The organism is Enterococcus sp. AZ129 (assembly GCF_051714505.1).
GTDB classification, from domain to species: Bacteria; Bacillota; Bacilli; order Lactobacillales; family Enterococcaceae; genus Enterococcus; species Enterococcus faecalis.
The window spans coordinates 107,274-129,536 of sequence record NZ_JBIORY010000002.1 but is presented as its reverse complement, the minus strand read 5'-3'; the positions used below and the strand labels follow the sequence as shown (position 1 = coordinate 129,536).

At 31.0% G+C, this 22,263-nt stretch carries 26 protein-coding genes, 1 tRNA gene and 3 pseudogenes; 9 read left to right on the top strand and 21 right to left on the bottom strand.

Annotation, left to right across the window (positions count from 1 at the left end; all coding sequences use genetic code 11):
- The 8 genes and pseudogenes from IGJ90_RS14635 to IGJ90_RS14600 form a co-directional block, all read right to left on the bottom strand.
- A partial coding sequence (locus IGJ90_RS14635) for a hypothetical protein (RefSeq protein WP_438768447.1) occupies positions 1 to 531 on the bottom strand: 531 nt, incomplete at its 3' end.
- A gap of 154 nt (positions 532 to 685) precedes the next feature.
- Positions 686 to 811, bottom strand: coding sequence for a hypothetical protein (locus IGJ90_RS14630; RefSeq protein ID WP_438768445.1), 126 nt, complete (start codon positions 809 to 811; stop codon positions 686 to 688).
- A gap of 89 nt (positions 812 to 900) precedes the next feature.
- Positions 901 to 1,074: pseudogene (locus IGJ90_RS14625) on the bottom strand (DUF1642 domain-containing protein); the annotation flags it as partial.
- Positions 1,075 to 1,087: 13 nt separating this feature from the next.
- A pseudogene (locus tag IGJ90_RS14620) lies at positions 1,088 to 1,432 on the bottom strand (hypothetical protein); the annotation flags it as partial.
- Positions 1,433 to 1,494: 62 nt separating this feature from the next.
- Positions 1,495 to 1,565, bottom strand: a tRNA-Arg gene (locus tag IGJ90_RS14615).
- A 582-nt stretch (positions 1,566 to 2,147) separates the two neighbouring features.
- Positions 2,148 to 2,360: a hypothetical protein gene (locus IGJ90_RS14610; protein WP_192411325.1), complete on the bottom strand. Its 213-nt coding sequence runs from the start codon at positions 2,358 to 2,360 to the stop codon at positions 2,148 to 2,150.
- Between the two features lie 596 nt (positions 2,361 to 2,956).
- Positions 2,957 to 3,301, bottom strand: a complete 345-nt coding sequence (gene traE / locus IGJ90_RS14605; RefSeq protein ID WP_174114316.1) for a type IV conjugative transfer system protein TraE — start codon at positions 3,299 to 3,301, stop codon at positions 2,957 to 2,959.
- Between the two features lie 637 nt (positions 3,302 to 3,938).
- Complete coding sequence (locus IGJ90_RS14600) at positions 3,939 to 4,952, bottom strand: replication initiator protein A (protein WP_192411303.1); 1,014 nt, start codon at positions 4,950 to 4,952, stop codon at positions 3,939 to 3,941.
- Between the two features lie 660 nt (positions 4,953 to 5,612).
- Here IGJ90_RS14600 and IGJ90_RS14595 point away from each other — a divergent pair.
- A complete protein-coding gene (locus IGJ90_RS14595) occupies positions 5,613 to 6,464 on the top strand; it encodes a ParA family protein (RefSeq protein ID WP_192411302.1) in 852 nt (283 codons plus the stop codon).
- Positions 6,465 to 6,473: 9 nt separating this feature from the next.
- Positions 6,474 to 7,016 carry a hypothetical protein gene (locus IGJ90_RS14590; RefSeq protein ID WP_192411301.1) on the top strand — a complete coding sequence of 181 codons (543 nt, stop codon included), beginning with the start codon at positions 6,474 to 6,476 and terminating at the stop codon, positions 7,014 to 7,016.
- A gap of 547 nt (positions 7,017 to 7,563) precedes the next feature.
- Here the strand turns inward: IGJ90_RS14590 and IGJ90_RS14585 are convergent.
- The 7 genes and pseudogenes from IGJ90_RS14585 to IGJ90_RS14555 all read right to left on the bottom strand — a co-directional run bounded on the left by IGJ90_RS14585 (position 7,564) and on the right by IGJ90_RS14555 (position 11,413).
- Positions 7,564 to 7,863: a type III secretion system protein PrgN gene (locus IGJ90_RS14585; protein WP_192411300.1), complete on the bottom strand. Its 300-nt coding sequence runs from the start codon at positions 7,861 to 7,863 to the stop codon at positions 7,564 to 7,566.
- A gap of 257 nt (positions 7,864 to 8,120) precedes the next feature.
- The gene (locus tag IGJ90_RS14580; protein WP_192411324.1) at positions 8,121 to 8,207 is read right to left on the bottom strand and encodes a type I toxin-antitoxin system Fst family toxin; all 87 of its coding nucleotides are present in this window, start codon (positions 8,205 to 8,207) and stop codon (positions 8,121 to 8,123) included.
- A gap of 554 nt (positions 8,208 to 8,761) precedes the next feature.
- Positions 8,762 to 10,082: pseudogene (locus IGJ90_RS14575) on the bottom strand (Y-family DNA polymerase).
- Between the two features lie 185 nt (positions 10,083 to 10,267).
- Positions 10,268 to 10,552 (bottom strand): bacteriocin immunity protein, encoded by a 285-nt coding sequence (locus tag IGJ90_RS14570; protein WP_101731859.1) that lies wholly within the window; start codon positions 10,550 to 10,552, stop codon positions 10,268 to 10,270.
- Positions 10,553 to 10,564: 12 nt separating this feature from the next.
- Positions 10,565 to 10,783, bottom strand: a complete 219-nt coding sequence (locus tag IGJ90_RS14565) for a leucocin A/sakacin P family class II bacteriocin (RefSeq protein WP_192411298.1) — start codon at positions 10,781 to 10,783, stop codon at positions 10,565 to 10,567.
- Between the two features lie 98 nt (positions 10,784 to 10,881).
- Complete coding sequence (locus IGJ90_RS14560; RefSeq protein WP_010818069.1) at positions 10,882 to 11,193, bottom strand: hypothetical protein; 312 nt, start codon at positions 11,191 to 11,193, stop codon at positions 10,882 to 10,884.
- Positions 11,183 to 11,413, bottom strand: a complete 231-nt coding sequence (locus IGJ90_RS14555) for a leucocin A/sakacin P family class II bacteriocin (protein ID WP_101731861.1) — start codon at positions 11,411 to 11,413, stop codon at positions 11,183 to 11,185. The genes IGJ90_RS14560 and IGJ90_RS14555 overlap by 11 nt, the downstream gene beginning before the upstream one ends.
- A gap of 217 nt (positions 11,414 to 11,630) precedes the next feature.
- On the opposite strand from IGJ90_RS14555, the gene IGJ90_RS14550 reads away from it, so the two are divergent.
- Entirely contained in the window at positions 11,631 to 11,912 is a 282-nt protein-coding gene (locus IGJ90_RS14550) for a preprotein translocase subunit YajC (RefSeq protein WP_318654502.1), read from the top strand.
- Between the two features lie 22 nt (positions 11,913 to 11,934).
- On the opposite strand, the gene IGJ90_RS14545 is transcribed toward IGJ90_RS14550, so the two are convergent.
- The 4 genes from IGJ90_RS14545 to IGJ90_RS14530 form a co-directional block, all read right to left on the bottom strand.
- The gene (locus tag IGJ90_RS14545; protein ID WP_225624575.1) at positions 11,935 to 12,135 is read right to left on the bottom strand and encodes a hypothetical protein; all 201 of its coding nucleotides are present in this window, start codon (positions 12,133 to 12,135) and stop codon (positions 11,935 to 11,937) included.
- A gap of 275 nt (positions 12,136 to 12,410) precedes the next feature.
- A complete protein-coding gene (locus IGJ90_RS14540; RefSeq protein WP_174114404.1) occupies positions 12,411 to 12,617 on the bottom strand; it encodes a hypothetical protein in 207 nt (68 codons plus the stop codon).
- A 1-nt stretch (position 12,618) separates the two neighbouring features.
- A complete protein-coding gene (locus tag IGJ90_RS14535; protein ID WP_192411297.1) occupies positions 12,619 to 12,903 on the bottom strand; it encodes a hypothetical protein in 285 nt (94 codons plus the stop codon).
- Between the two features lie 16 nt (positions 12,904 to 12,919).
- On the bottom strand, positions 12,920 to 13,540 hold the full coding sequence (locus tag IGJ90_RS14530; RefSeq protein WP_192411296.1) for a recombinase family protein: 621 nt from the start codon (positions 13,538 to 13,540) through the stop codon (positions 12,920 to 12,922).
- A gap of 203 nt (positions 13,541 to 13,743) precedes the next feature.
- Here IGJ90_RS14530 and mazE point away from each other — a divergent pair, with 203 nt between their 5' ends.
- The 6 genes from mazE (at position 13,744) to IGJ90_RS14500 (ending at position 17,443) form a co-directional block, all read left to right on the top strand.
- Positions 13,744 to 13,974 carry a type II toxin-antitoxin system PemI/MazE family antitoxin gene (gene mazE / locus IGJ90_RS14525; protein ID WP_000958277.1) on the top strand — a complete coding sequence of 77 codons (231 nt, stop codon included), beginning with the start codon at positions 13,744 to 13,746 and terminating at the stop codon, positions 13,972 to 13,974.
- Complete coding sequence (locus IGJ90_RS14520) at positions 13,974 to 14,315, top strand: type II toxin-antitoxin system PemK/MazF family toxin (RefSeq protein WP_001278770.1); 342 nt, start codon at positions 13,974 to 13,976, stop codon at positions 14,313 to 14,315. Before mazE ends, IGJ90_RS14520 begins: the two co-directional genes overlap by 1 nt.
- Before the next feature lie 111 nt (positions 14,316 to 14,426).
- Positions 14,427 to 15,365, top strand: coding sequence for a hypothetical protein (locus IGJ90_RS14515; RefSeq protein WP_192411295.1), 939 nt, complete (start codon positions 14,427 to 14,429; stop codon positions 15,363 to 15,365).
- Positions 15,366 to 15,611: 246 nt separating this feature from the next.
- The gene (gene fic, locus IGJ90_RS14510; protein ID WP_192411294.1) at positions 15,612 to 16,214 is read left to right on the top strand and encodes a protein adenylyltransferase Fic; all 603 of its coding nucleotides are present in this window, start codon (positions 15,612 to 15,614) and stop codon (positions 16,212 to 16,214) included.
- Between the two features lie 694 nt (positions 16,215 to 16,908).
- Positions 16,909 to 17,175 carry a type II toxin-antitoxin system RelB/DinJ family antitoxin gene (locus IGJ90_RS14505; protein WP_002369771.1) on the top strand — a complete coding sequence of 89 codons (267 nt, stop codon included), beginning with the start codon at positions 16,909 to 16,911 and terminating at the stop codon, positions 17,173 to 17,175.
- Complete coding sequence (locus tag IGJ90_RS14500) at positions 17,168 to 17,443, top strand: type II toxin-antitoxin system YafQ family toxin (RefSeq protein ID WP_002360769.1); 276 nt, start codon at positions 17,168 to 17,170, stop codon at positions 17,441 to 17,443. The genes IGJ90_RS14505 and IGJ90_RS14500 overlap by 8 nt, the downstream gene beginning before the upstream one ends.
- A gap of 888 nt (positions 17,444 to 18,331) precedes the next feature.
- Here the strand turns inward: IGJ90_RS14500 and IGJ90_RS14495 are convergent.
- Positions 18,332 to 19,624, bottom strand: a complete 1,293-nt coding sequence (locus tag IGJ90_RS14495; protein ID WP_192411293.1) for a glycoside hydrolase family 125 protein — start codon at positions 19,622 to 19,624, stop codon at positions 18,332 to 18,334.
- Positions 19,625 to 19,643: 19 nt separating this feature from the next.
- A complete protein-coding gene (locus IGJ90_RS14490) occupies positions 19,644 to 22,262 on the bottom strand; it encodes a glycoside hydrolase family 38 C-terminal domain-containing protein (protein WP_192411292.1) in 2,619 nt (872 codons plus the stop codon).
- Between the last annotated feature and the right edge of the window lies 1 nt (position 22,263).

Below are 22,263 nucleotides of genomic sequence, written 5' to 3'. Positions count from 1 at the left end.
TTGGTTAAGTAGTACTTCTTCAGGATCGACAAATTCTCCTATAATGTATCCTTTATTTGTTTTGAAACACAAAACTAAAGAATACTCTCTTTGATTTTTGTCTGTAGGTACATACAAATCCGGCCAGTAAGGTTCCGTCCATAATGAGTTATAATCAAATAGAAAAAACTGATTGCATCGATACGCCATTTTTCCTTCTCCTTTTAATTTTTTTACTTTCAAATGCCACTTGTTTAGTTTTCGTTTCTTTATTTTAGAAGATTTTGGCACGTCAAATCCAAACAAATCTTTCCAAACACCATGGCTTCCTTGTACAATCGGTATCGGCAAACATTTGCCTGAATGTATCAAAAGTATCTGGGTATATGCCCTCAACTGATCTGGTTTCAACAAACCATTCTTCTGAAATTCCAACACTTTATTCGGTAAAAGCGAAATCCGAATAAGATAATTGTTTTCATCATAATAAAGTTTTACATCTGTTTCTCTCACTGCCAAAGCTTTTCCTTCAGCTTTAAAAATACTTCCCATAAAAGTCCTCCTAAAATCTTCTCAATAAATATAAGTAAAAACAGTGAACTTCACTGTCAAAAAATACTATGTTACTCAACGTGTAAAGCTAGATAACTTAGAAATACACCTAAGAAAAGACCCACAAGTAAGCCACAGGCAAAAAGAATGCTACTCATTTGTGTGCGTCTCCTTCTATTTTCTTATCATCCACAAACAACTCTGTTCCATCTTGGTTTACACGTACTTTTTGATTATTGGTTGTAATTCCGCTTAACTCTCCTGAATACAAAAAGTCCACTTGATACAAATCAATAGCATTGTCTGCAAGTTTTTTAAATTGTTTTTGTTTATTTAAAGGTCTCTTAACGTTAGATATTTATCTGCTAACTTTTCTAACTCATCAGCAACAAATTTCGGCAAAACAACTTTTTTCGGTTCGTCTAGTTGTTTTGCTAAGCTAATTGCTCTTTCATTTGCATAGTCAGCACCTTTCAAATAATCAAGGCTACACGTAGAAACTTCTAAGCATTCTAACTCTTCAATCAATTCTTGTTTATCCATCGCTGTTTCCTTCCTACAATAAACCGCTATCGATTAACAATACTTCGCCGTTTGCTTCAAGATTTTCTAACTGATTGAAAGCTTCTTCTGCGCCTAATTCTCTACCATCTTCAATATGACTTTTAGCAAGCATTTTGAAGGCTTCGTATTTATCAATTGTTTTCATATCATCGAAAAATTCTTTTTCGTCCTCTACATCGCAAACAACCTCATTGTAAAGTTTTAAACATTGTTTTTCGTCTTCAGCAGCAATTAATGCATAATAAGGGGATTTAATTTCATAAAATTTCATGTGTTTTTCCTCCTTAGTTTTCACTCTAAACAAACGACCTTCACCAGTTGCTTCCTCTACATTTCCATTTTCTTACTTATCAGAATATCTAACACAGTTTTTCATCCTTTCAAGTTCAATATTTTTTATTGGCGTGGCAGGAATCGAACCTGCCTCTTATCTCGCTATACGCTCGTTGCATCCCAGATGCTACACGCCAACGAAAGGAGCGACCTTTCACTATTCGCTATTTTCCACAATATCCTGGCAAGGATTGTAAACACAGAACAAATTTGAACATATAAGCACAGAATTATTCAAATTCGCCATTAACACATTTTTTTGCACATTCAGTTACACATTTAGCAGCTTAGCACAAGTCCACTAAATAGTTTATTTTTCTATTTATTAGCACAAAAACAAATAAACAAAAAACTTTCCATTAATAAAATGATATTCAGTTCTTTTTTGTTAAACATCTATTGCCATCAAAACTAACCGAAAGTTTGTGTTCACATCCTTTCTTTTTATTATTTTTTTAAGATTGGCCAATCTTAATATCGCTGGAGTGGGATTGCACCACTCATGTACTCACCCTAGTTTTGTACAAGGTGCAATAGTGCGCATCACGCTTTCTATCTTCACCTTTGCGTCTATCTACTTCCGCCACAGCGATCGTTTCTTTTAATTTTTATAAGATAAACAACATACAAAACAGTCGTTTATGAAATCTTCAATATCTCTTTCTAATTCCTCAGTTAACATTTTTCGATTCCTCCTGTAAAATTCTTTCATGCTTTCTCTAAACAATTTTTTTGAAAAAATCATATTTCCTTACTAAAATAGCTTTAGAAACTAAATCGAAAGGACGAACGACCATGCAACTAACTGTTTTTATTTTATTTCTTGCTTTTTTAGTGTTTGCTGTTGCCTTTTTATTACATAAAATCAGTTTAGGCATTTTCTTGCTATTCTTCCCTGTTGTCTTACTTCTATGGTTTAGCCTTCCAGCCATAAAGAAACATAAAACAGACAAACACACGCACTGATTTTTCACTTTGTCTTCTTGGACCCACTTAAAAATTAATTTCGACTAGTTTATGGCGTCCGAAACTAGAAACCCTAATAGACAACGGTAAATGTAATGTCCTGTTTTTCATTACAAGTGCCTATATGCAGTGCAGCACACAACCTACCTTTTCCAGATAGGCGCTTCCCCATTACGAGAAGCCTTTTCTTTTTTATCAAAAGAAGTGTCAAAGCCTAGATCCCTTAGTAGCTGCTCTGATAAATCTAGGCGCTATAGGTTACTTTCCTTTTGGCATCCTTTCTACGTGCTCCAATTGTTTACCAAGAATCGTCATCATTCTTGTTCATTTACAAAAGTTATTCGCAAGCGTGTACTTCTATGCACCAATTCGTTGTTGTACATAGACTAAGAACGACCTTCGTTCATTCTAAAAAGGACTGGCAATCGTTTGCCCTAACTTTAACCGCTGACCGCTCACGCAACCTTCTTGCGTCCAACATTTCTCTTTTTCACATCATAGAAATCAACCAAAAGTTCCATAACATTTTCAAGCACGTCCAAGAAGACAAATCGTTTTTTATTTAGTTTTCATAACGTAAAAATTTGCTCATTCCTTTTCCCGTAGGTTTTAAGGGAGCGCCACGTTGAATTCTACGGCCAATCAAAATACCGTTATGATCATAGACATGTTTAATTTCAGGATAGACATCTTTTAACAAAACTCTCGCCCTTTCTCTTACTTTTTTCTTGGTTCCTTCGAAATAATGCTCAATTTCAATCGCTTCTAACCCATCAATCCGATAATTTTTACTGATTTTATGCGTTTCAGAACGTGTATTTCTCAACTGGCGTTTTTCCCTTGAGGAAAATGTCGTTACCCTTGCGCCATAATACCCAATATCCTCTTTACGTAAGACTCTAATCACAAAAATCCCTCTTCGACATCATCATGAAAAGTTAGCACGCAACAAAAAAAGGGGAGATTGCGCCAAATTGCACAATCTCTCCTTTGAAACATCCTACGTACAGCAAAAACAGATTATACCAAAATAAGCGTCCCAAAATTCAGTTTCTCAAATGAGAAGAGAAAAAGAATTCAAAGGAAATCAAGAAAAAATGTTTTTCTTTTTGCGCATAAATTGATATAATACAGTTTGTTGTAACGCAGGTTGCAACAAAAGGACCGTTGGCAATTCAAGCCGCCAAGCTTGATGAATTGTCTTAATCTCCAGGGGACCAGCCAGGAGACGGTTCTTTTTTTGTTGCCTGCTAGCTTCTCATGCTTACTTTTAAGCCGGAAACTCAACAAACATCGCATTTATTTAAAGGTGTATTCTTTAATTCTAATAATTTCAAAAAAAGAATAGCATACCCTTAAAAATAATGAAAATAATTTTTTAGATTTACTAGCAAATTGTAATTTACACAAAAATCAACAACAAAACGCGAACTTGCGTTCTCTTTGTGTTTGTTTAAAATATACCATTAGCAAAATTTAGTGTCAATATTGATAAATAAATATGCAAATTTGCATACAATATTCTCGTGATTGCTTGAATCAGTTTAAACCCAATTATGGGTAGTTATTTCTGGCAAATTTTCAATTTTATTTGAATTTAACTGGTTCTTTTTTTCAATTGCACATTCAACGAATAAGTTGTAAAAAGATTTATAAAATAACCCTTTAGGATTTTTTACAGTAGAATCAGTTTTAATTTTATGCATCACTCTTCGTAAACATTTGTCAATTTCTTCTTGATAATCTTCGCCTAACAAGACTGTATCATACTCCTTTTCTGCTTTATTTTTAGCTCGAATAATTGTGCCAACTTTTTCATGAGCTTCTTGAATTGTATTTGAAAAAAGAGCAATATATTTTAAGCTGGACTTGTTTAAAAATGTTTGTTCTTGAACTTCATGAAACTGATCTAATAAAATTCGTTGGCGCATCTGCTCTTTATCCGTCTCTTTTGTGTCTAATGTTTCTAAAGAATTATTTATATAGATATTATCTTTTACTTGTGCGATTTCAGCATATCCGCTATTATCAATGGTTTCAGACGTTTTTTTTCGACGTGCGATTTCAGCATATCCGCTATTATCAATGGTTTTGTCGTTTGTTTCACGGCGTGCGATTTCAGCATATCCACTATTATCAATGGTTTCAGCTGTTTTGTTTGTTGGCAGGTATAAATCTTCTTTTTCTAACTCTGGTTGTAAGAGATAATATTTGTTTGCTATGTTTTTTCCAGCTTTCGCATCGAAACCTCCTCTGAGTACTTCCAATAAGCCATACTTTTCTAATTCGTCTAGGGTAGATTTAACTTTTCCTTGGTAGCAATTCAGCATTTCCATGAGATCCTTCTGTTGAAAAATCAAATAAATCATTCCGTCTTCGTCAATCCAGTTATTTGTGAGAGCAAGAGAAATTTTGTCTTTAAAAAGCATATAAGCAATTTTAGAACTATCTTTCATGGATTTGTATTTTTCATTTTTCAACAGAAACTGTGGGAATTTCCAAAATAGTTCCGAGTAGCTATTTTGATAACTATACCCACGTTTTTTAATATTCTTCATTATTTTATATACTCCTCTAGTAAATATACTTTAATCACATAGTAAGTAATTTAAAAATATCAAAGACAAAAAACGTTGGCAAGCAATAATAATAGCTATTTAAATTAGTTACCACATTAATTCTAAATATAAACAATTTAGTTACCACCTGAATTGCATAAATAAGTATTTATCCACCACTATTAATATAAAAACAATTTATTTAGTTACTACCTGAATGTATAATTGTCTTCTACTATAAAGTGAATTGCCTACTACCTTTAAAGGGTAATTAGTTACCACTTTAAATTTATTTAATTACCACTTGTTTTTTGTATGGAAATTTATAAATATTGGTAATAACGATAGTTATTAAATTAATTAGTTACCACTTTAAATTCAATTAATTACCACTTTAAATATAAAAATATATGCATTACCTACCACCTGAAAATTAATTAGTTACCACCTTTTTATAGAATAAAACTAATTTTCTACCACTTTAAATCCAGAGGTAAAATAATTAATTACCACCTTTAATTTAATTGAATACCACAGTAATTATTGTTTAATTGGAATTAATTACTACTTTAAATATTTATGGTGGTATTTAAAGTAGTTATATTTTTTGTGGTATGTTATAATATTTATAAAATTGTACTTAGAGAGGAAGTTGCATGTATGGTAGCAAAAAAATATGTAATTGGTAACTTTAAAGGTGGCGTCGGTAAAAGTACTTGTGCTCAAATGTTTGGATTTGAGTCAGCAAAATTCAAAGAATTAAAAACATTAATCATTGACTTAGATATGCAAGGAAATACTTCTGATGTTATGAACTTAACGCATATGAATTTTTCTAAAGAAGAGGGCGGGGGTGAAGGTGAGTTAATCGAATACATAAATACAATTACTGATGTACTTATTTCAAACGTTGATCCACATGACGCTATTTATAAGATTATTGATAATTTGTATATATTACCTGCGGATATGTCGTTTGAATTATACGATGATTGGATCAAAGATAGATTTCCTAATTCAATTGATAAGTTCAAGTACATGGAAGAAAAACTAGCCCCTCTATTTAATGATTTTGATGTTATTTATTTGGATGTCCCCCCATCAATTTCTATTTATAGTAAATCAGCTATGTATATAGCTGATTGGGCTATTGTTGTGTTACAAACCCAAGTCAAATCTATGCGTAATGCTATGCAGTATTTGGAGTATATGGACTTCTTTACTAATGAATTTGATACAAATTTAAAAGTTGCTGGTGTTGTTCCGTTTATGTTAGAAAGTGGTGATTCTGTAGATAAAGAAATGTATCAACAAGCACAGGAAATCTATGGAGAGCACTTAATTAAAAACGTTGTACTAAAAAATGCACGTCTTAAACGATACGATGGATCAGGTATCACTACTGAATTAACTAAAAAAGGAAAATTAAAGCAATGGGATAAGAAATGCCACGAATTATTTATCAACATTTTGGACGAAATAGAAGAACATGAACATTGGTATGAAGGGTAGGTGTAAAGAATGGCTGAGATTAAAAATTTAGGTATCTTTGGTAGTAGTAACAAAGGACTAGATAAAATAAAGCAGCTATCAAAAGAGAAGGAAAGTGAAAAAACTATAAGTAATTTTCCTAAGATTAATAGTACTTCTAGAAGCAAAAAAACAAGTTCTGTGACTCATGAAGTACCTATTCGAAAGAAGAGAAAAGGTGCTCCAATAACAAAATTTGATAAAGTTTACGCTGCAATGCAATCTGTAAAATTATCTGCCCTTACTAACGCTACAGCAAGTATCATGGTTGAAAAGTATGAAACCAATATGAAAAAAGACGAATTATTGCGAAAAGCTTTAAATGAATATATTCGTCTAAATCTTTCTCAAGAAGATAAGAATGACTTGCTGAATTCTGTTGCTCTTGAATTAGATTTGTTTAGAGAGTCCCACCCTATTATTCCTGATGTAGATATTGATAATAATGTGATACGTTCGCCTGAAGAAATAAAACAAGAAACATTTACTGATATAAAGAAACAATGGGGAATCAACGATAAAATAAGAAAATAAAAAAATACCTACCACTTTAAATAAATATGGTAGGTATTTTTTTATTTAATGATTTTTGTGAAACATATAAAGAGAAGTAAAAATTTTAATACACTTTCTCTACGTATATTAAAATATATTTAAAGTGGTAATCAAATGAAATAAAAGTGGTAATTAAATAAGAAGTAAAACATATTAAATATTGATATATAAGTAATATATATTAATAAAAGGTGGTAGATAAATACTATTAAAGTAGTAGCTAAATAAAATAAAAACGTTATTTACGTTATAAGTATAGGAAAAAGCACTAGATAAAATGATTTAAGGTAGTAATTAAATGTATTAAAAGTGGTAAGTAATACATAAAAATATTGATATATAAGTAATAGAAAGAAACAAAATGCAGAATTTGAAATGGATAAACAGCCAGAAATTTTTCGCCAACTTGTTATTTATAGATAGGTTTGTACAGATAATCCTAAAGTGTAATAATCTAAAAATAAGGATTGCTGTTACTTGGCTTTGATTGATTAAAAAAATAGAAATATTGTTAACCCTTGTTATACTAAACTTTTTCATCAATAATTTTTTTAGTACGTCTGTAACGTTCCAGGTGTAGCAAATAATCGTCTTGCAGTTTTAAAAGGTCTGAATAAACCTGATCCATAGTCTTGCTGGCAGACAGAGAAAGAGAATAAATAAATGAGATAGGAAGTGTTTCAATTTTTTTGTTGCGAGTAATCCAAGAAGAAACAGTTCCTTGAGAGAAAGCGTGTAATTCACAAAATTCTTCTACAGTAATCCCTAGTTGCTTGATAATGTATGTGTTGATAGGGTGTGGATACACAAAGGTTTTTCTAGGCATGGTGGGTAATTTTCCTTTTTTTTGCTATTAATGCGTTTGCAGTAATATTGTACTAAAACCCATGCAATAAGGGAAGGGGGGATCTGTTTCTTTTTGGTTGACCTACTTTAATAATATGTTATACTGAAGGTGCGAAGCGAAATTAGTTCAACAGCATAGTTACACCAAAAAGCCCTCCTATTTGCGGTAGGAGGGCTTTTTTTTGCGCTGTTGCGACTTCAGCGTTGGGTCTAAAAGGCAACTGCTTGGATTATCGACTAATCGTCTAGCCAACGATCAACTAACATAAGTACTAGCCCCACAAGTAGCGGTGCGATAATCAACGAAATTAGTTTCTCAGCCATAGTTACACCACCTTACTTGGCAGTTGTCGCAATAATTATAACATAAATTCAAAATATCCCTATGTACTTTTAAAATCTTCAGTATTTTAATTCATCTATAAATCTCTTTTCCTAACGTATACGTTTAGAAGGACCTTCAGCAATGTTTAATCGCTCCCAATCAGATCTTTCATTGATCAAGTATATACCGCATATAAAGATTAGCATGCATATATTTATGCGCATATGTGTGCGTGTGTTTATATGCATACTTACATTAATATGTTTTGAATCTTTTATGTCTGGCTTTTCCTAATAAAATGATATCTTAAATCTCTTACTTGATAATTATGTAAATACGAAATTTTCAACTCGACAACAAGAAGCATTTAATTCAATGTATAACACGCAACTTGAACTTCTAAAAAAATAAGAGTATACCAGTATACTAGTATACTGGTATACTCTTATTTTTGATTTAATGAAAAATTTCTTTTGATTAGTAGTCTACAAAGTACAAAATTTAGTAATTAAAAAAAAGAGAAAAGGAGAAATTTCTCCTTTTCTCTTTTAGTTTATCTTTCCAACCCAATGTTACCTCCGGCATGCCCACCAACCAATCCTGCACGATTCACAGCTGTTGCTCCATCTAAAAGAGAAGAAGCATGTATCAATGCTTTAAAGCCAAATTTTTGACGTATTTTGTCCATCAAAAAATCCAACTGAGTATCTACAATTTGTTCTTCAGGAACAGAAAAGAGATCTAACTGAAGGGTAGTATCCCAAACCAACTTTCCAAAGGAAACCCCTAAATTACGAATGTCTATTCCAGAAACATAGTTTTCTCGAAAAAGCTTTAAAACATGCTCAGTTAACACTTTTGTGTTGTTACTACGAGCGATTTTAAACTGTTTTCGCCAACCAGACCTGCCCAGTACATCCATCAACTTGTCCTTTAGAATAACCAACAAAAATTGAAACACACTCAGTTTGACAGTTTGCATTCCTCAATCTGGTTGCTACCTGGTCAGCAAGTTCCTTCAGTACTAATTCAATTTGATCCCTTCGTGCATAGTCTTTAGGCAATACTTGACTATTCCCAAATGATTTTTCTTTGGGAGTTTGTTTCTTTTCCCCTAAAAAACTTCGATCAATACCCCAAGAATGAGCATACAGCTGTAAACCCATGACACCAAAACGTTGTTTTAAAATGTAAGGATCTGCATGAGCTAAATCATGAATGGATTGAATTCCTGACATCTTCAAACGAGCAGCCATTCGCTTACCAATGCCACAAAATTCCGTAATAGGGGAGATAGACCAAACTTTTTCTTGAACATCTTCATATCTCCACTCCGCTACAAAACCAGGTGTATTTTTTGCTTCATTGTCTAATGCTAATTTAGCTAGCAAAGGATTGTCTCCAATTCCAATAGTTACGTACAATCCCATATGATTATAAATCACACGCTGTATAATTTTGGCTAACTTAAATGCTGAATCACAATTAAAGTAGGAGAGAGAAGCAGTAATATCTAAAAAACTTTCATCTACACTAAAGACAGAATGATCTTCGTCGGCAACGAATCTTTTATATAAATTATTGATTTCTTGATTCTTTTTCACATACACATTCATTCTTGGTGGTACAACTAATAAGTCAGGGTGATCAGGGACTTCGTCTTTACGAGTCACATTAGAAATTCCTAGAACTTTTTTTGCCATTGGAGAAGCAGCAAGTACTAATCCACCTGCATTATCAGCCCCACTCATTACTATAAGCATTGTTTTGAGGGGATCTAAGCCGCGTTCTACACATTCTACGCTCGCATAAAAGGATTTTACATCGATACACAGAATGTCGCGTCTAGGTTCTTTGGAATAATCAAATTTCATACAAAAAAACCACCTTTCCACTCAACATTATACGAACTAAAGTTCGTATAATCAAGCGAACAATGTTCATTTTTAATAGTAATATTTTTTATTATATTTCTCAAAGTAGCATAAAAAAGAACCCCACTGACTTGGTCGACAGTGGGGTGGGGACTTAAATATAAAAAATAACATATTAATATGTTCTAATATCCATATCGAATATTGGATAAACTTGTTATTTTTTTTATTATATCTTTTTGTTTAAGTGATAATTCAGATGAATCATGCTGAATAGCTTTTGCCATTTCTATATTCAGTTGACTTAATAGAAATGGAACAGAAGCTTGTTGCTTATTTAATTTATCTTTATAGTCAATCAAAATATGTTTTAACTGAATATTTCGAGAATCATTTAACTCGTTGAGTAGTTCATTGATTAAGACAGAAACTTGCTTTCCTCTATCCTGACCTCCAGCAAACCATTTCATTTTACTACCTCCTTAATAATTCCAACCAGCATGTCCACGGGTAGCCAAATTTGCAACTGCATTATTTCCAATAATAGTAATTGCTTTACTCCAGTCTACCCAACATTTTTGCTTATTACAATATAAACCATTTCCGTAATACGTGGCAGCTTCTACATTTGTTCCTAATGCTGTAAAACCAATCCCAATCATCCCACAAATAACTAAAGCTTTTACTAACTTCTTTTTCATTAGTGTTCACCTCGAAAATAAGAATTTATAACTTTGTTTGTCTAAATTTTGTATACACTAAAATTAAATTATTTACATAAGATTTTGTAGACATTTAATTAAAAAATATACGGTATTGCTTCAAATCCATATCCAATATCATTATCTCTCAATTCTTTTCTACTTAAATTTTGATAATCCTTTTTTATAAAATCCATTAACTCACGAATTTCGGGTATTTTTATTCTTTGCTCTGCTTTTAACTTCGCAAGGTTTTTGTAAATGATAATAATAGATTTAGTATAGTCTTCTTGTTGCAATACTTTTGCTGCTTCTAAAAGCCCATCTTTTACTTCCTTATTATCAAATGTGTACGTATTATATACCCTTGATAACAGTGTAAATAGCTTTTGATTTTTATTATCTTCCACCTATACCACCTAACACTTTCGTAAATCCATTGACGTATGCTTTTACACCTCTGTCTATAATTTCAGAACGTGCTCTACTCCAATCTACCCAACATTTTTGCTTATTACAATAGACACCATTTCCGTAATACGTGGCGGCTTCTACATTTGTTCCTAATGCTGTAAAACCAATCCCAATCATCCCACAAATAACTAAGCTTTTAACTAATTTCTTTTTCATGAATGTTCACCTCGAAAAATAAAAATTAGAAAACGTCTTCTATATAGAAATTATAGAACTATTGGTATAGTTTTGTAAATGTTAAAACAAAAGAATTTCCCTAACATTTTTGTAAGTTGGTATCCATCATTTCCAATTGTTTTTCGCCTGATTATTGTACCATTTTATTCAAAAAAAAATATTGCCATCAATACTTTTTTTATAAAATAGCCTTGATATCTATATAAAAATTTTCAAATTAACAAGGAGAAATGAAACCGATGCTTATCATGCTGCTAGTTATTGTCGCTATGGATTTTTATCTGTTTCGTACAAAAAAAAGCAACAAAAAGAACGCCAAGATTTTTTAAACAATTTACAACCAGGAGACGCTGTTGTGACTATTGGAGGGTTACATAGAGTAATTTCTGAAATATCTTCAGACAAAAAGAAGGTAACTCTCGACTGTGAAGGAGCGTTTTTCGACTTTGATCAACAATCTATACGAGCGAAAAAATAAGCAGAAAGGAATCCCTCTCTGCTTATTTTTTTCTTTTATTTGACAAACAATAGCCTAATTCTTTCAATTGTTTTTTCGTAACCACATGACGAAATTCTCCATCAAAAACAATCACTGTATATTGATTTATCACTTCAACTTTTCCTTTGAGCGTTTGTCCCATGACAGATTGACAATGCACAAAGGATCCGATATCTATTAGATCTTTACTTTTTTTGGTCAAAAATACAACCTCCGAAAATAATGATTAAAACCACCTATCTAGTAGGTGGTTTGGAAGAAATAGTCTCTGAAGAACAATTTCAACGTATCAGGCTATAAAAATTTTATCGTATTTACTTTCCTATTTCAATCTTAACTTCTCTAAAAAATTTCTACTCTAGAATAAAAAAAGCAACAACCACCAAAAATTCGAGGTATTACTTTATACATACTGACACTATTATATTGAGGAAGTAGTTGTTGCCTATTATTATTTTATCAAGATTTTATCTTTTTTCAATTCTTTTTTGTGCGTATTTCTACATAAGAACCGTTGCTTAATTTATATTCTTTTTTACAGCTACTACACTTAAAATGATTATATTTTCCTAGCTCTCTTCTAGCCAATTGGCCACAATCACAAGCAACATAAGCAACTACATTTGTCTTGTTCCACGTAGTAATTTCTATTCCCCAGTGATCATATTTTTTTCGAACAACCATCTTAATTCTCTCCGTTTCTAAAACTATATCTTGCAACCATTTCTCTATATTCTTGTTTTGTTTTAGGCTGAACTCGCAATACTTCTTCGGCCAACTCTAATAATAGTTTTTCCACTTTTACTGACATTGTATCAAAAATAACCATTGGCTTTTTTTCTTTTGCTACACGCTTTTTATATCTTTGAAAATTTGCTGAATAGAGTCGACCATTTGACATTTTTTCTATTCCATACCCTGAAATCAAAGGATTTTCCAACAACTGAATAATCTTCTCTCTATTTTCCATAATAACTTCTCCTTATCTATTTTTCACTAAGTAATTGTTCTTCTTTAGCTTGTTTTTTAATTCGTTTAAGAGTAGACAAAGAAATGCCTGTTTTCTTTTCTACTTCTCTCATACTGTTTGTTTCCATTAACTCTAGTGCGTGTTTGTATTTATCATTTAGAACTCTTTTCGGACGTCCTTCTCGATAATTTTTATTGTTCGCTCGATGCCACTGTTTCCCTTCTTGCGTTCTCGTCACGATTAAATCTCTTTCAAATTGCGCAAAGCTACCCAGCATATTCATCATTAACGTTTGCATAGAATCACTTTTGTTTGGCTCAAATGTTAGGGCATTATCTAAGAAGGTGATAGTCACTCCTGACTTGTTCAAAGAAGAAATAATCGAATTTAAATCAACGATACTTCTAGCCAGCCGATCAATTTTCGTCACTAAAACTTTATCACCAGTTTTTACAATAGATAGTAGTTCTTCTAATTCTTTTCTTCCTTCTTTTTTTGTTCCTGTATATTTTTCACTGAATATTTTTTTTGCTCCGGCTTTTTCTAGTTTTTGAATCTGGGTTTTGTAATCTTGATTACTAGTACTCACTCTTGAATAACCATAAATAGACAAAATTTCCCCACCTTTTCTGAACATAAGTTTTTGACACTTGATAATTCCAAGTATAGCACGAAAAACCAAACAGGTCAAAAACTTTTAAGTATCTGAACCCGACGAATTAATTCTAAAATATCTAATCTCAATTATCTAACTAAATTACACTAAGTTAATTAAATGTAGTATATAATCATTTAAAACTAATTAATTATTTAGTATAATGAAAGACAAGAGGTGATTGTATGTTAACCACAAAATCTAGAAAACAAGGAAGTTCCGTAGTATTGACATTACCATCTAATAACGGACAGAAACCAAAAGCAGACCAAGAATATATAGTGATGTATTCTGATGACGGGACAATTACGTTAGTCCCTAAATTACAAGATCCATTTAGTGGTGGATCAGAAGGGGAGTACTACGAAAAAGATGAATGGTATGACATTGAACCTGGAGGGAGAGAATTATTTTAATGAGTGACGAAAAGAAATATATTCCTAAAAAGGGCGATATTGTATGGATAGATTTCGATCCTTCAGCTGGAAAAGAAATACAGAAAAGACGTCCAGGTCTAGTAGTTTCTAGATATGAGTTTAATAGAAAGACAATGTTTGCAGTAATTTGTCCCATAACTTCTACAATTAAAAATATGCCCACTCGTTATACATTACCTGATGAAATGGAAACTCATGGACAAGTCGTTATTTCCCAATTAAAATCTTTAGATTTTACAGAAAGAAAGTTAAGCCAAATAGAACATTTACCTTTAAAGGATATGGCTAAAATAGATCAAATCATTGAATACATTTTTTAATTATAATAAGAAGAAAGAATACATATAATATTTAATGTTCATGAATTCTTTCTTTTTATAACGTCTATTTACTATAACGTATTATAGTAAATAGGCAGAAAGGAGGATAAATTGAACCTAAGAAAAATAGAACATGAAATTGAAGAAATATTGTCTAAGGATACTCATTCATGGGTGCGTCTATACGAGCTAATAAGAGAAGTAGAATATAGTAAATTATGGCGTAATGAGTATAGTTCTTTTACACAGTGGATTAAACATTTAGCATATGTAACAGGAGTAACTGAATCTCTAATATGGAAAAGAAAAAAAGCAGGAGAAATATACTTTGACTACCAACAACGAGCAAGAAGTAGGGGAGTTAGTGTTCCTAACATAGAGGACGTAGAAGTCAGTCCAGATAACTTTGAATTAGTAGAAAAAATTAGCCAAGGAAATAGCCAAATCAAAGATGAATTAATGCAACAAGTTTTAGCAAAAGATATTAAGCGATCTGATTTAGTAAACACTTGGTCAACTATTAAAACGATTCAAGCTAAAGAGGGTGGGGGAATCGTTAAAAAGAATAGATACTCTAAAATTGATAGTAGTGACGAACAAATATTTACTATATCTGATTTTTCGTTTGCATTGTCAGAAAGTTCATGGTTACAAATTGCTAAGAATTCATATCACAAAGGAAAATCAGTTTATAAGCTAATTCCCAATTTTTCCTTTTATTCTTCGTTATTGATGAGATCTGTTACTTTAGATTTTTTATTGCTAGAAAACGTGTCTAGTAAATATACACAAGAATTAAATACACATAGCATCGAAATAGTTTTTTCGGATAACAAACTTAACAATATAATTTTAAATACTAAAACTAATTATAGCTGGGTCGTTGTTCCTGAAGATATCTCACTCATTGCACTTAAACAGCTTCCTAAAGAAATAGGGTTATTAAAAATTTCATCTAAAAGAATAATACAAGTTGTTAGGAATGCAGCACTTACTAATGAAACTAGTAAATTAGATATTTTACAAGCATTCATCGTTAAAACTATATAAATTAATATCTTATATGTAGAAAAAAGTGTTTATTATACATCATCAATAATCTATCATGACGATGCAGCATATCTCAAAAATGGCATTGAGTTTATTTTTACCATATGAAAAAATGGGAATAGCAAGTGTCTTTATATTTTTGATTGTTATGTAGATTTCGTGCTAAAATACATTGAAAAACTTAGCATGAAAGTTGAAAGAGTTATTGAAAAAAAAGGATTAATAATTAATAGGCGGTGAATTCAGTTGTTAGAAAACAAATTAGGTATTATTAATCAACTTGAGTTAAACAGAGTTGAGGAACGTGTCAGTAAAGAAAAGGCAAAACAATTATATGACTCTGGAGATATTGACAGAGTAGAAATTGGAACATTCAAGGGGCTATCATATATTCATAATTATTTGTTTGAAGATATTTATGAATTTGCAGGTAAAGTTAGAAGTCAAAATATTTCTAAAGGAAATTTTCGCTTTGCACCAGTAATGTACCTAGAAATCGCTTTAGAACATATAGATAAAATGCCCCAAAGAAATTTAGATGAAATTGTAGCTAAATATGTTGAAATGAACATCGCTCACCCTTTTCGTGAAGGTAATGGTAGAGCTACAAGAATATGGTTAGACCTAATTCTGAAAAAAGAATTAAAGCAAGTTGTAGACTGGAACTTAATTAATAAGGAAGATTATTTGTCTGCAATGGAAAGAAGTCCGGTCAACGATTTGGAAATCAAATACTTATTCTCAAATGCTTTAACTAATAAAATTAATGATAGAGAAATCTTCATGAAGGGTATTGATATTAGTTATTATTATGAAGGATATACCGAATACAGCGTTGAGGACTTATAAATATTAGTTTTGACTTCAACGTGGATTACTTAGGACACTTTACAGCTAACTAAATAAACAAACCTAAAATACTTCACCAGATAAATAGACAGCCGTTTTCCGCCGACTGCCTAAGATTAAGATAGATTTGTAAAGAAGTGAATAATATGCTTCCTACAATAAAATTCTAACATATTTAACTTTATTAAGCTAAAATTTTGCTAATACTGTATGCAACATTACTTAATATCAAAAATTGAATACATTATTTATTTTACTGATTTTTTTCAAATTAATACCAGTCAGTTTTCTCACAGTGATACATAGCACTGTGAGATTGTTTGAACTCCTAATGTTTTAAAAAGTCAACATTATTTGAAGTTAACTTCAAATAATGTTGAAATAATTTTATAATAGAATTTTACTTCAACAGAAGGATGAAAATGTTTAAAAGATCTATTTGTTTTAATTAGCTTATTCAGTTTAAAGATTCTGAATTTATTAAGGTTATTACCGAGATTCGTTGTGTAGGAAAATCAGTCTTGTTAATTCTTTGTAAAGAATATTTATTAGAAGAAGAGGTGTCTTAAACTACAACATTTACATAAATCTTGTATCCTTTATAAGATAGAACGTTTGAATCAAACAAACAACAAAAAATGTTGCTTTCAACAACATTAAATGTTATTGTTATTCACATAAAGGAGGGATAAAGTTGGCCACTACAAAAAAGAAACCTATACATGTAAATGTTGATGAAAATTTAAAAGAAGAAGCAGAACAATTATTTGATGATTTAGGGTTAAATATGACAAGTGCAATTACTATTTTCTTAAAACAGTCTATTAATGAGCAAGCAATTCCTTTTATGATTAATAAGGGAAACAAAGAAACTCTACAAGCATTAAAAGACATTAAAGAGGGAAACGTTCATGGTGGATTTTCTTCCGTGGAGGATTTAATGGAGGATTTAAATGCTTGAAATATTTTACACGAACCAATTCAAAAAAGACTTTAAGAAAGCAAAGAAACAAGGAAAGAATTTAGAGAAGTTAAAAGAAGTACTAGTACTTTTACAAGAACAACAAACATTGCCACCAAAGTATAAAGACCATGCACTAACAGGAAATTATATAGGCACACGAGAATGTCATATTGAACCAGACTGGTTGTTGATTTATAAAATTGATGGTGATAAATTAATTCTAACTTTAGCTAGAATAGGCTCACATAGTGAATTATTCCGATGAAACAGAATTAAAATTAAATTACTAAAATAATGTCAAATACAACTTAATTTCTGAAGACTACATATGATAAATACAGAATAGGTTAGAGCATTTGTGCAAATTCAAATCAAATAGGATATATTACTTTGGTTTATGCTTGGAGAACTAGATGTTTCTAGTTCTCTTTTTATTTCTTTAATCAAATTTAATGATAAACATTGCTAAACAAACGATTTAAAACAAAAAATATATGTAAATTACTTAAACAACCCGATTCCAAATATCGAAAGTTTTCTAGAAACCTGCAAACAAATTTTACATTGTTATAAAAAAATAAAACGAACAATACTATGTATACGTAAATCGAAACATGTTATAATAGATCAAATCACGAACTATTGTTATACTAAAACAATTATATGTTGCACTTAACCCTAACATTCTCCCTTTTTGTTCTACTTTTAATAATATATCTTATGTTAACTAGATTATTTATATTATAAAAACCTAATCGATAATTATTTCAAGTTTATTAGTATTTTTTTACACACTATTCCTATCAGAAAAATATCCTTATACTAAATCACCACCTTTTCGTAAATTGCGAACTACTACGTCAATATAACTTATCATATTCATCAAAATGCTTTACTGCCCTGTATCGTTAATATAGTACTTTTTGTTTAAAATTGTTTTGATAGACACATAATCTCCTAGATATATAGATCTTCTCTGTTTAAAACACCATAAGATTAGCTATTTAGCTTAATCTTATGGTGTTTTATTTATTTCTAAAAAAACTCCATTACTCTTGAGTTATTTTCTTTGTGATTAATTATTTAATAGTTTGTGCCAAATAAAATTACAAAAAAACTAAGTTCTTTAAAACATACTAAAGCTTCCCTTATTTTATCTTGTTTGATTTAATTTTAAATAATGAAAAACTAGCTCACAGTACATCATATTTGCCCAAGAAAACCATTCTCTTGTATAGTTTTTAGGATTCTCTACATCAATTCCTTCGTGACATTGCAAAGTTTCTGCATCTGTTTTTGCAATTTGATTGATTTTTTCTCTCACAAAGTCTTTATTTGACGAAGTTAAGCCTTCTACTGCAAGTGAAATTGGCCATACATAATTTGGAGGAGTATGTGGACTACCAATTCCTGCTAAATATTTTCCTGAGTAATAATAGGGATTTTCTTTACTTAGAATCTTTTCACGTGTTTTTTTATAGGTTTTATCATTTTCCTTTAAACAGCCTAAAAAAGGTAATGATAACAAACTAGGAATATTAGCATCATCCATAAATATATGATTTCCTAATCCATCAATTTCATATGCATAATAACTATCGCCTTTTTCATCTTCTAAAATAGCATATTTTTGAATTCCTAACTCTATATCTTTCTGTAATTTAGTTATCTTGTTTCGCAACACTGATTGGTTTTCTTTAAAATTCAATATTAAAAGCTCTTGTAACTGCTCTAATATTGATAGAATGAAGAAATTCCCTGGAATAAAATAGCCATAAACACACGCATCATCACTTGGTCTAAAGCCACTCCAAACCAAACCTGTATAAGCTACTGGAGATCCTTTACCATTTCGAGTCAAAGTATCTGATTCTGGACAATTTGTTCGTTGAAAAAAATATTCTGATGAATTATGATGTTGTTCTTTAATAAATGTATCAATTATTAATTCAGTAACCCTCCAAAATTCATCAGTTAAATGTTTTGTATAACCTACTTTTTTATACAAAGTAATTGCTAAAAAAATTGGTGCACACAAAGAATCAATTTCAAATTTTCTTTCCCAAACCCATGGAGAAATTGGTACATTCGATATATCATCACTGTAATGTTGATTAGTTGCTTCTTTATTAAATGCGTTCGCATACGGATCATGTTTTATATATTTTAATTGTTGTTGTAATACTCCTTGAACTAACTCAATAATTTTAGGCACTTCTTTTACAATTTCTAAATACGGCAATATTTGAAAAGTTGAATCTCTTAGCCACATTGCTGGAATATCTCCTGTTGCTATAAAAATCTCTCCATTGTCTCTAAAAAAAGTTGTATTAGTAATTGTATCAACTAAAGCAAGTTGAAATAATTTTGTTGCTTTTGCATCATTTAATTTGACTGTAGTTGCATATTTTTGAATTTCTTTTATTAGTTCTTGTTGATTTATCACATCATTACTCCATTTCTATTTAATAAAAAATGCCATATGTTCTTATTTCTCCTGGTTTAAATGACTCCATAATTAATACTTCTAAGTTTTCAGCTATTGAAACAAGTGGTTTTCCTTCTAAGTTAAGTAATTTTACTTGAACAGGATGCTCAAACACTAGTGTCCCTGGTGATTTTTTTTCTTCATTGGTTGGATTATATAATCGTAATTCCATACCTGGTTTATTTGCTGTCGCATAAAGACTACTAAATACAACATTCGAATGAACAAGTGTTACTTTCGTGTGAAGCTCTTCGTTCACTTTGATTGGATTTACCGGAAAATATTGAATAGGTGTCGTAAATCTATTTATTTCTTGCGTTTGATAATAAAGTCTCTCTTGGGTTGTTTCTAAATATTTTGTTTGTAATTTTTGTATATCAAATATTGTATCTAATACAATACTACCTTCAAATACAATTGGACCCACTAATTGACTATCTGGTGTAGGAACTTCTCTCATTTGTAGACCAGAAGCATCTCCAGGTCTTCTCAACGTATCTGGTCTCCCTAAATATCCTACTCCTCTAAAAACAGTAATCGCTAAAATTTGCTTATCATTATCAAGAACTTGAAAATCTTTACTACCTCTTGTTAAAAACGACCAACTTTCTTGTTCGTCATGTAAATTGGCTACATGTAACATTGGTCTCATACTTGTTGGCTCTTCTTTATATCCTATTTCTTTCCAATCAGATAAATGTTCATCATTAATTGGACGTTGAATCACCCCGAATGGGGTATCACTTGTGGAAAATGCAGCATTTGTTTCTGTTTCTATCATTAATCTTAGTCGATGATCCAATACCTGATTATCTAGGTTCAGTTTAACATCAATTAAATTTGTATATTTATTTAATTCTAAAATTAATTCATAATTTACTACTCCATCTAATATTTTTTCTTTCCTAGAAATTAAGTTATACGGTACAGTCCAACTACCTTCAATAACCATTCGACTAATTAATTCACCTTGTTCAATAGAAAGGTGTTCGTAATTTTCAAAATCAAGTTGTACTATCCAATCATTAAATGCTGGTGAATAATCATACGTATCTCCTTCATCTCCACCATCTTCAAACCATAAAAAATTATGACACCATTTATCCAGTTCTTTTGAATAAAGACAAATTTGCCCTTTTTTTAGTTGAATAGTATACCATTCGTTTGATATTTCAGTAGCTCTTATACGTTTAGGAGGATTTTCAACTGTTTCTTGAATTTCATAGCATTCATATCCCATTGAAGGTAATGAACATTCAATCGCTATTTCAGTAACAAAATAATGTTCATCTTTCATCATTTTTGTATTTCTTCTTAATAACGCAGCATTTTCTCTTCTCTGATTCAAAATTTCTACGTTAATATTTTTTCCCCTTGAATCAACTAGTGAAAAATTAGACATTTTTGTAGAAATTTCTACTTTACGAATTGTCGTTAATTCAAAAGGCAGTGGGTTCCAAAGGAAAACTTTATTATCCTGTCCTTCATTTAAAGAAATGCTTAGTTTCCGTAATAAATAATCAATACATGCTTGTACTTCTTGTAATCCATTGATACCTCGCATATAAATATCTTGATTCGTTTTATCGCTATTGCAGCCACCAGCACTATCATGAGCTTGTCCTCTCGCAACAACTTTCCAAAGACTAGTAATTAAACCTTGCTTAACAGAAATGCCATAATTTTTAGCTACAACAGATAGTGGCTCTAATTGATACGTTAGTTTACGCTCCAATCGATCATAAATTTGCTTCAAATCATATCTAGAAGAATAAATACCTCGATGTATTTTTGAATCCGAAGGCTCAATAAATTCACCAGATAATTCTGGAAACTCAATCGATTCTTTTTCTAATGCTTTAAAAAAAGCTGGGTAGTTACTTTCTATAAAATGTATATTATCTTTGCTTTCAGCATTTGCTAACGTAATTCGTTGTTTCAAATCAAAATCAACAGCTCTTTGATCTCCACCAACAGGTAATAAATGTGATTCATTAGTTGCTTGTGTACTTATTTTTTCTACTAACTCATCAAATTTATTTTGTTCAATTAATTCTACTCCAGCATAATAGCCATTTTTGATATTAGCCGTTAATACTTTTGAGCCATCATTGCTCGTCCAATAAAAATAACGAGCGTTTGCTTCTTTCGGCATTCCTCTCCAAAATAAAGCATGTTGAATATCAAAGCCTTGATAAATCTTTGGCATATCTTGACCTTGTCCAAAAGAGTCGGGTAAATACCCAACTCGCATTACATTTCCTAAAGCTTTTGCTTCCGAAATTCCTATTTTTAAATTACGAATAATCGATTCACCAGAAGTGGTCATTTCATCAATTTGTGTAAACCATGGTCCAATAAACAATCGGCCTTCTTTTACAAATTTTCTAATCTCCACCTCTTTTTCTGGAAATAACGATAAATAATCCTCAATAATCGACATTTGTCCATCCAGTGTATAAAAATCTAGTTGATTTGTTTCTAATGCTTCTAGAACTTCATCCATATGAAAAATAAATTGTACACGTGCTTCCTGACGTGTGAAATACCATTCATAATCCCAATGAGTATGGGCAACAGTATATATGTTTTTCATG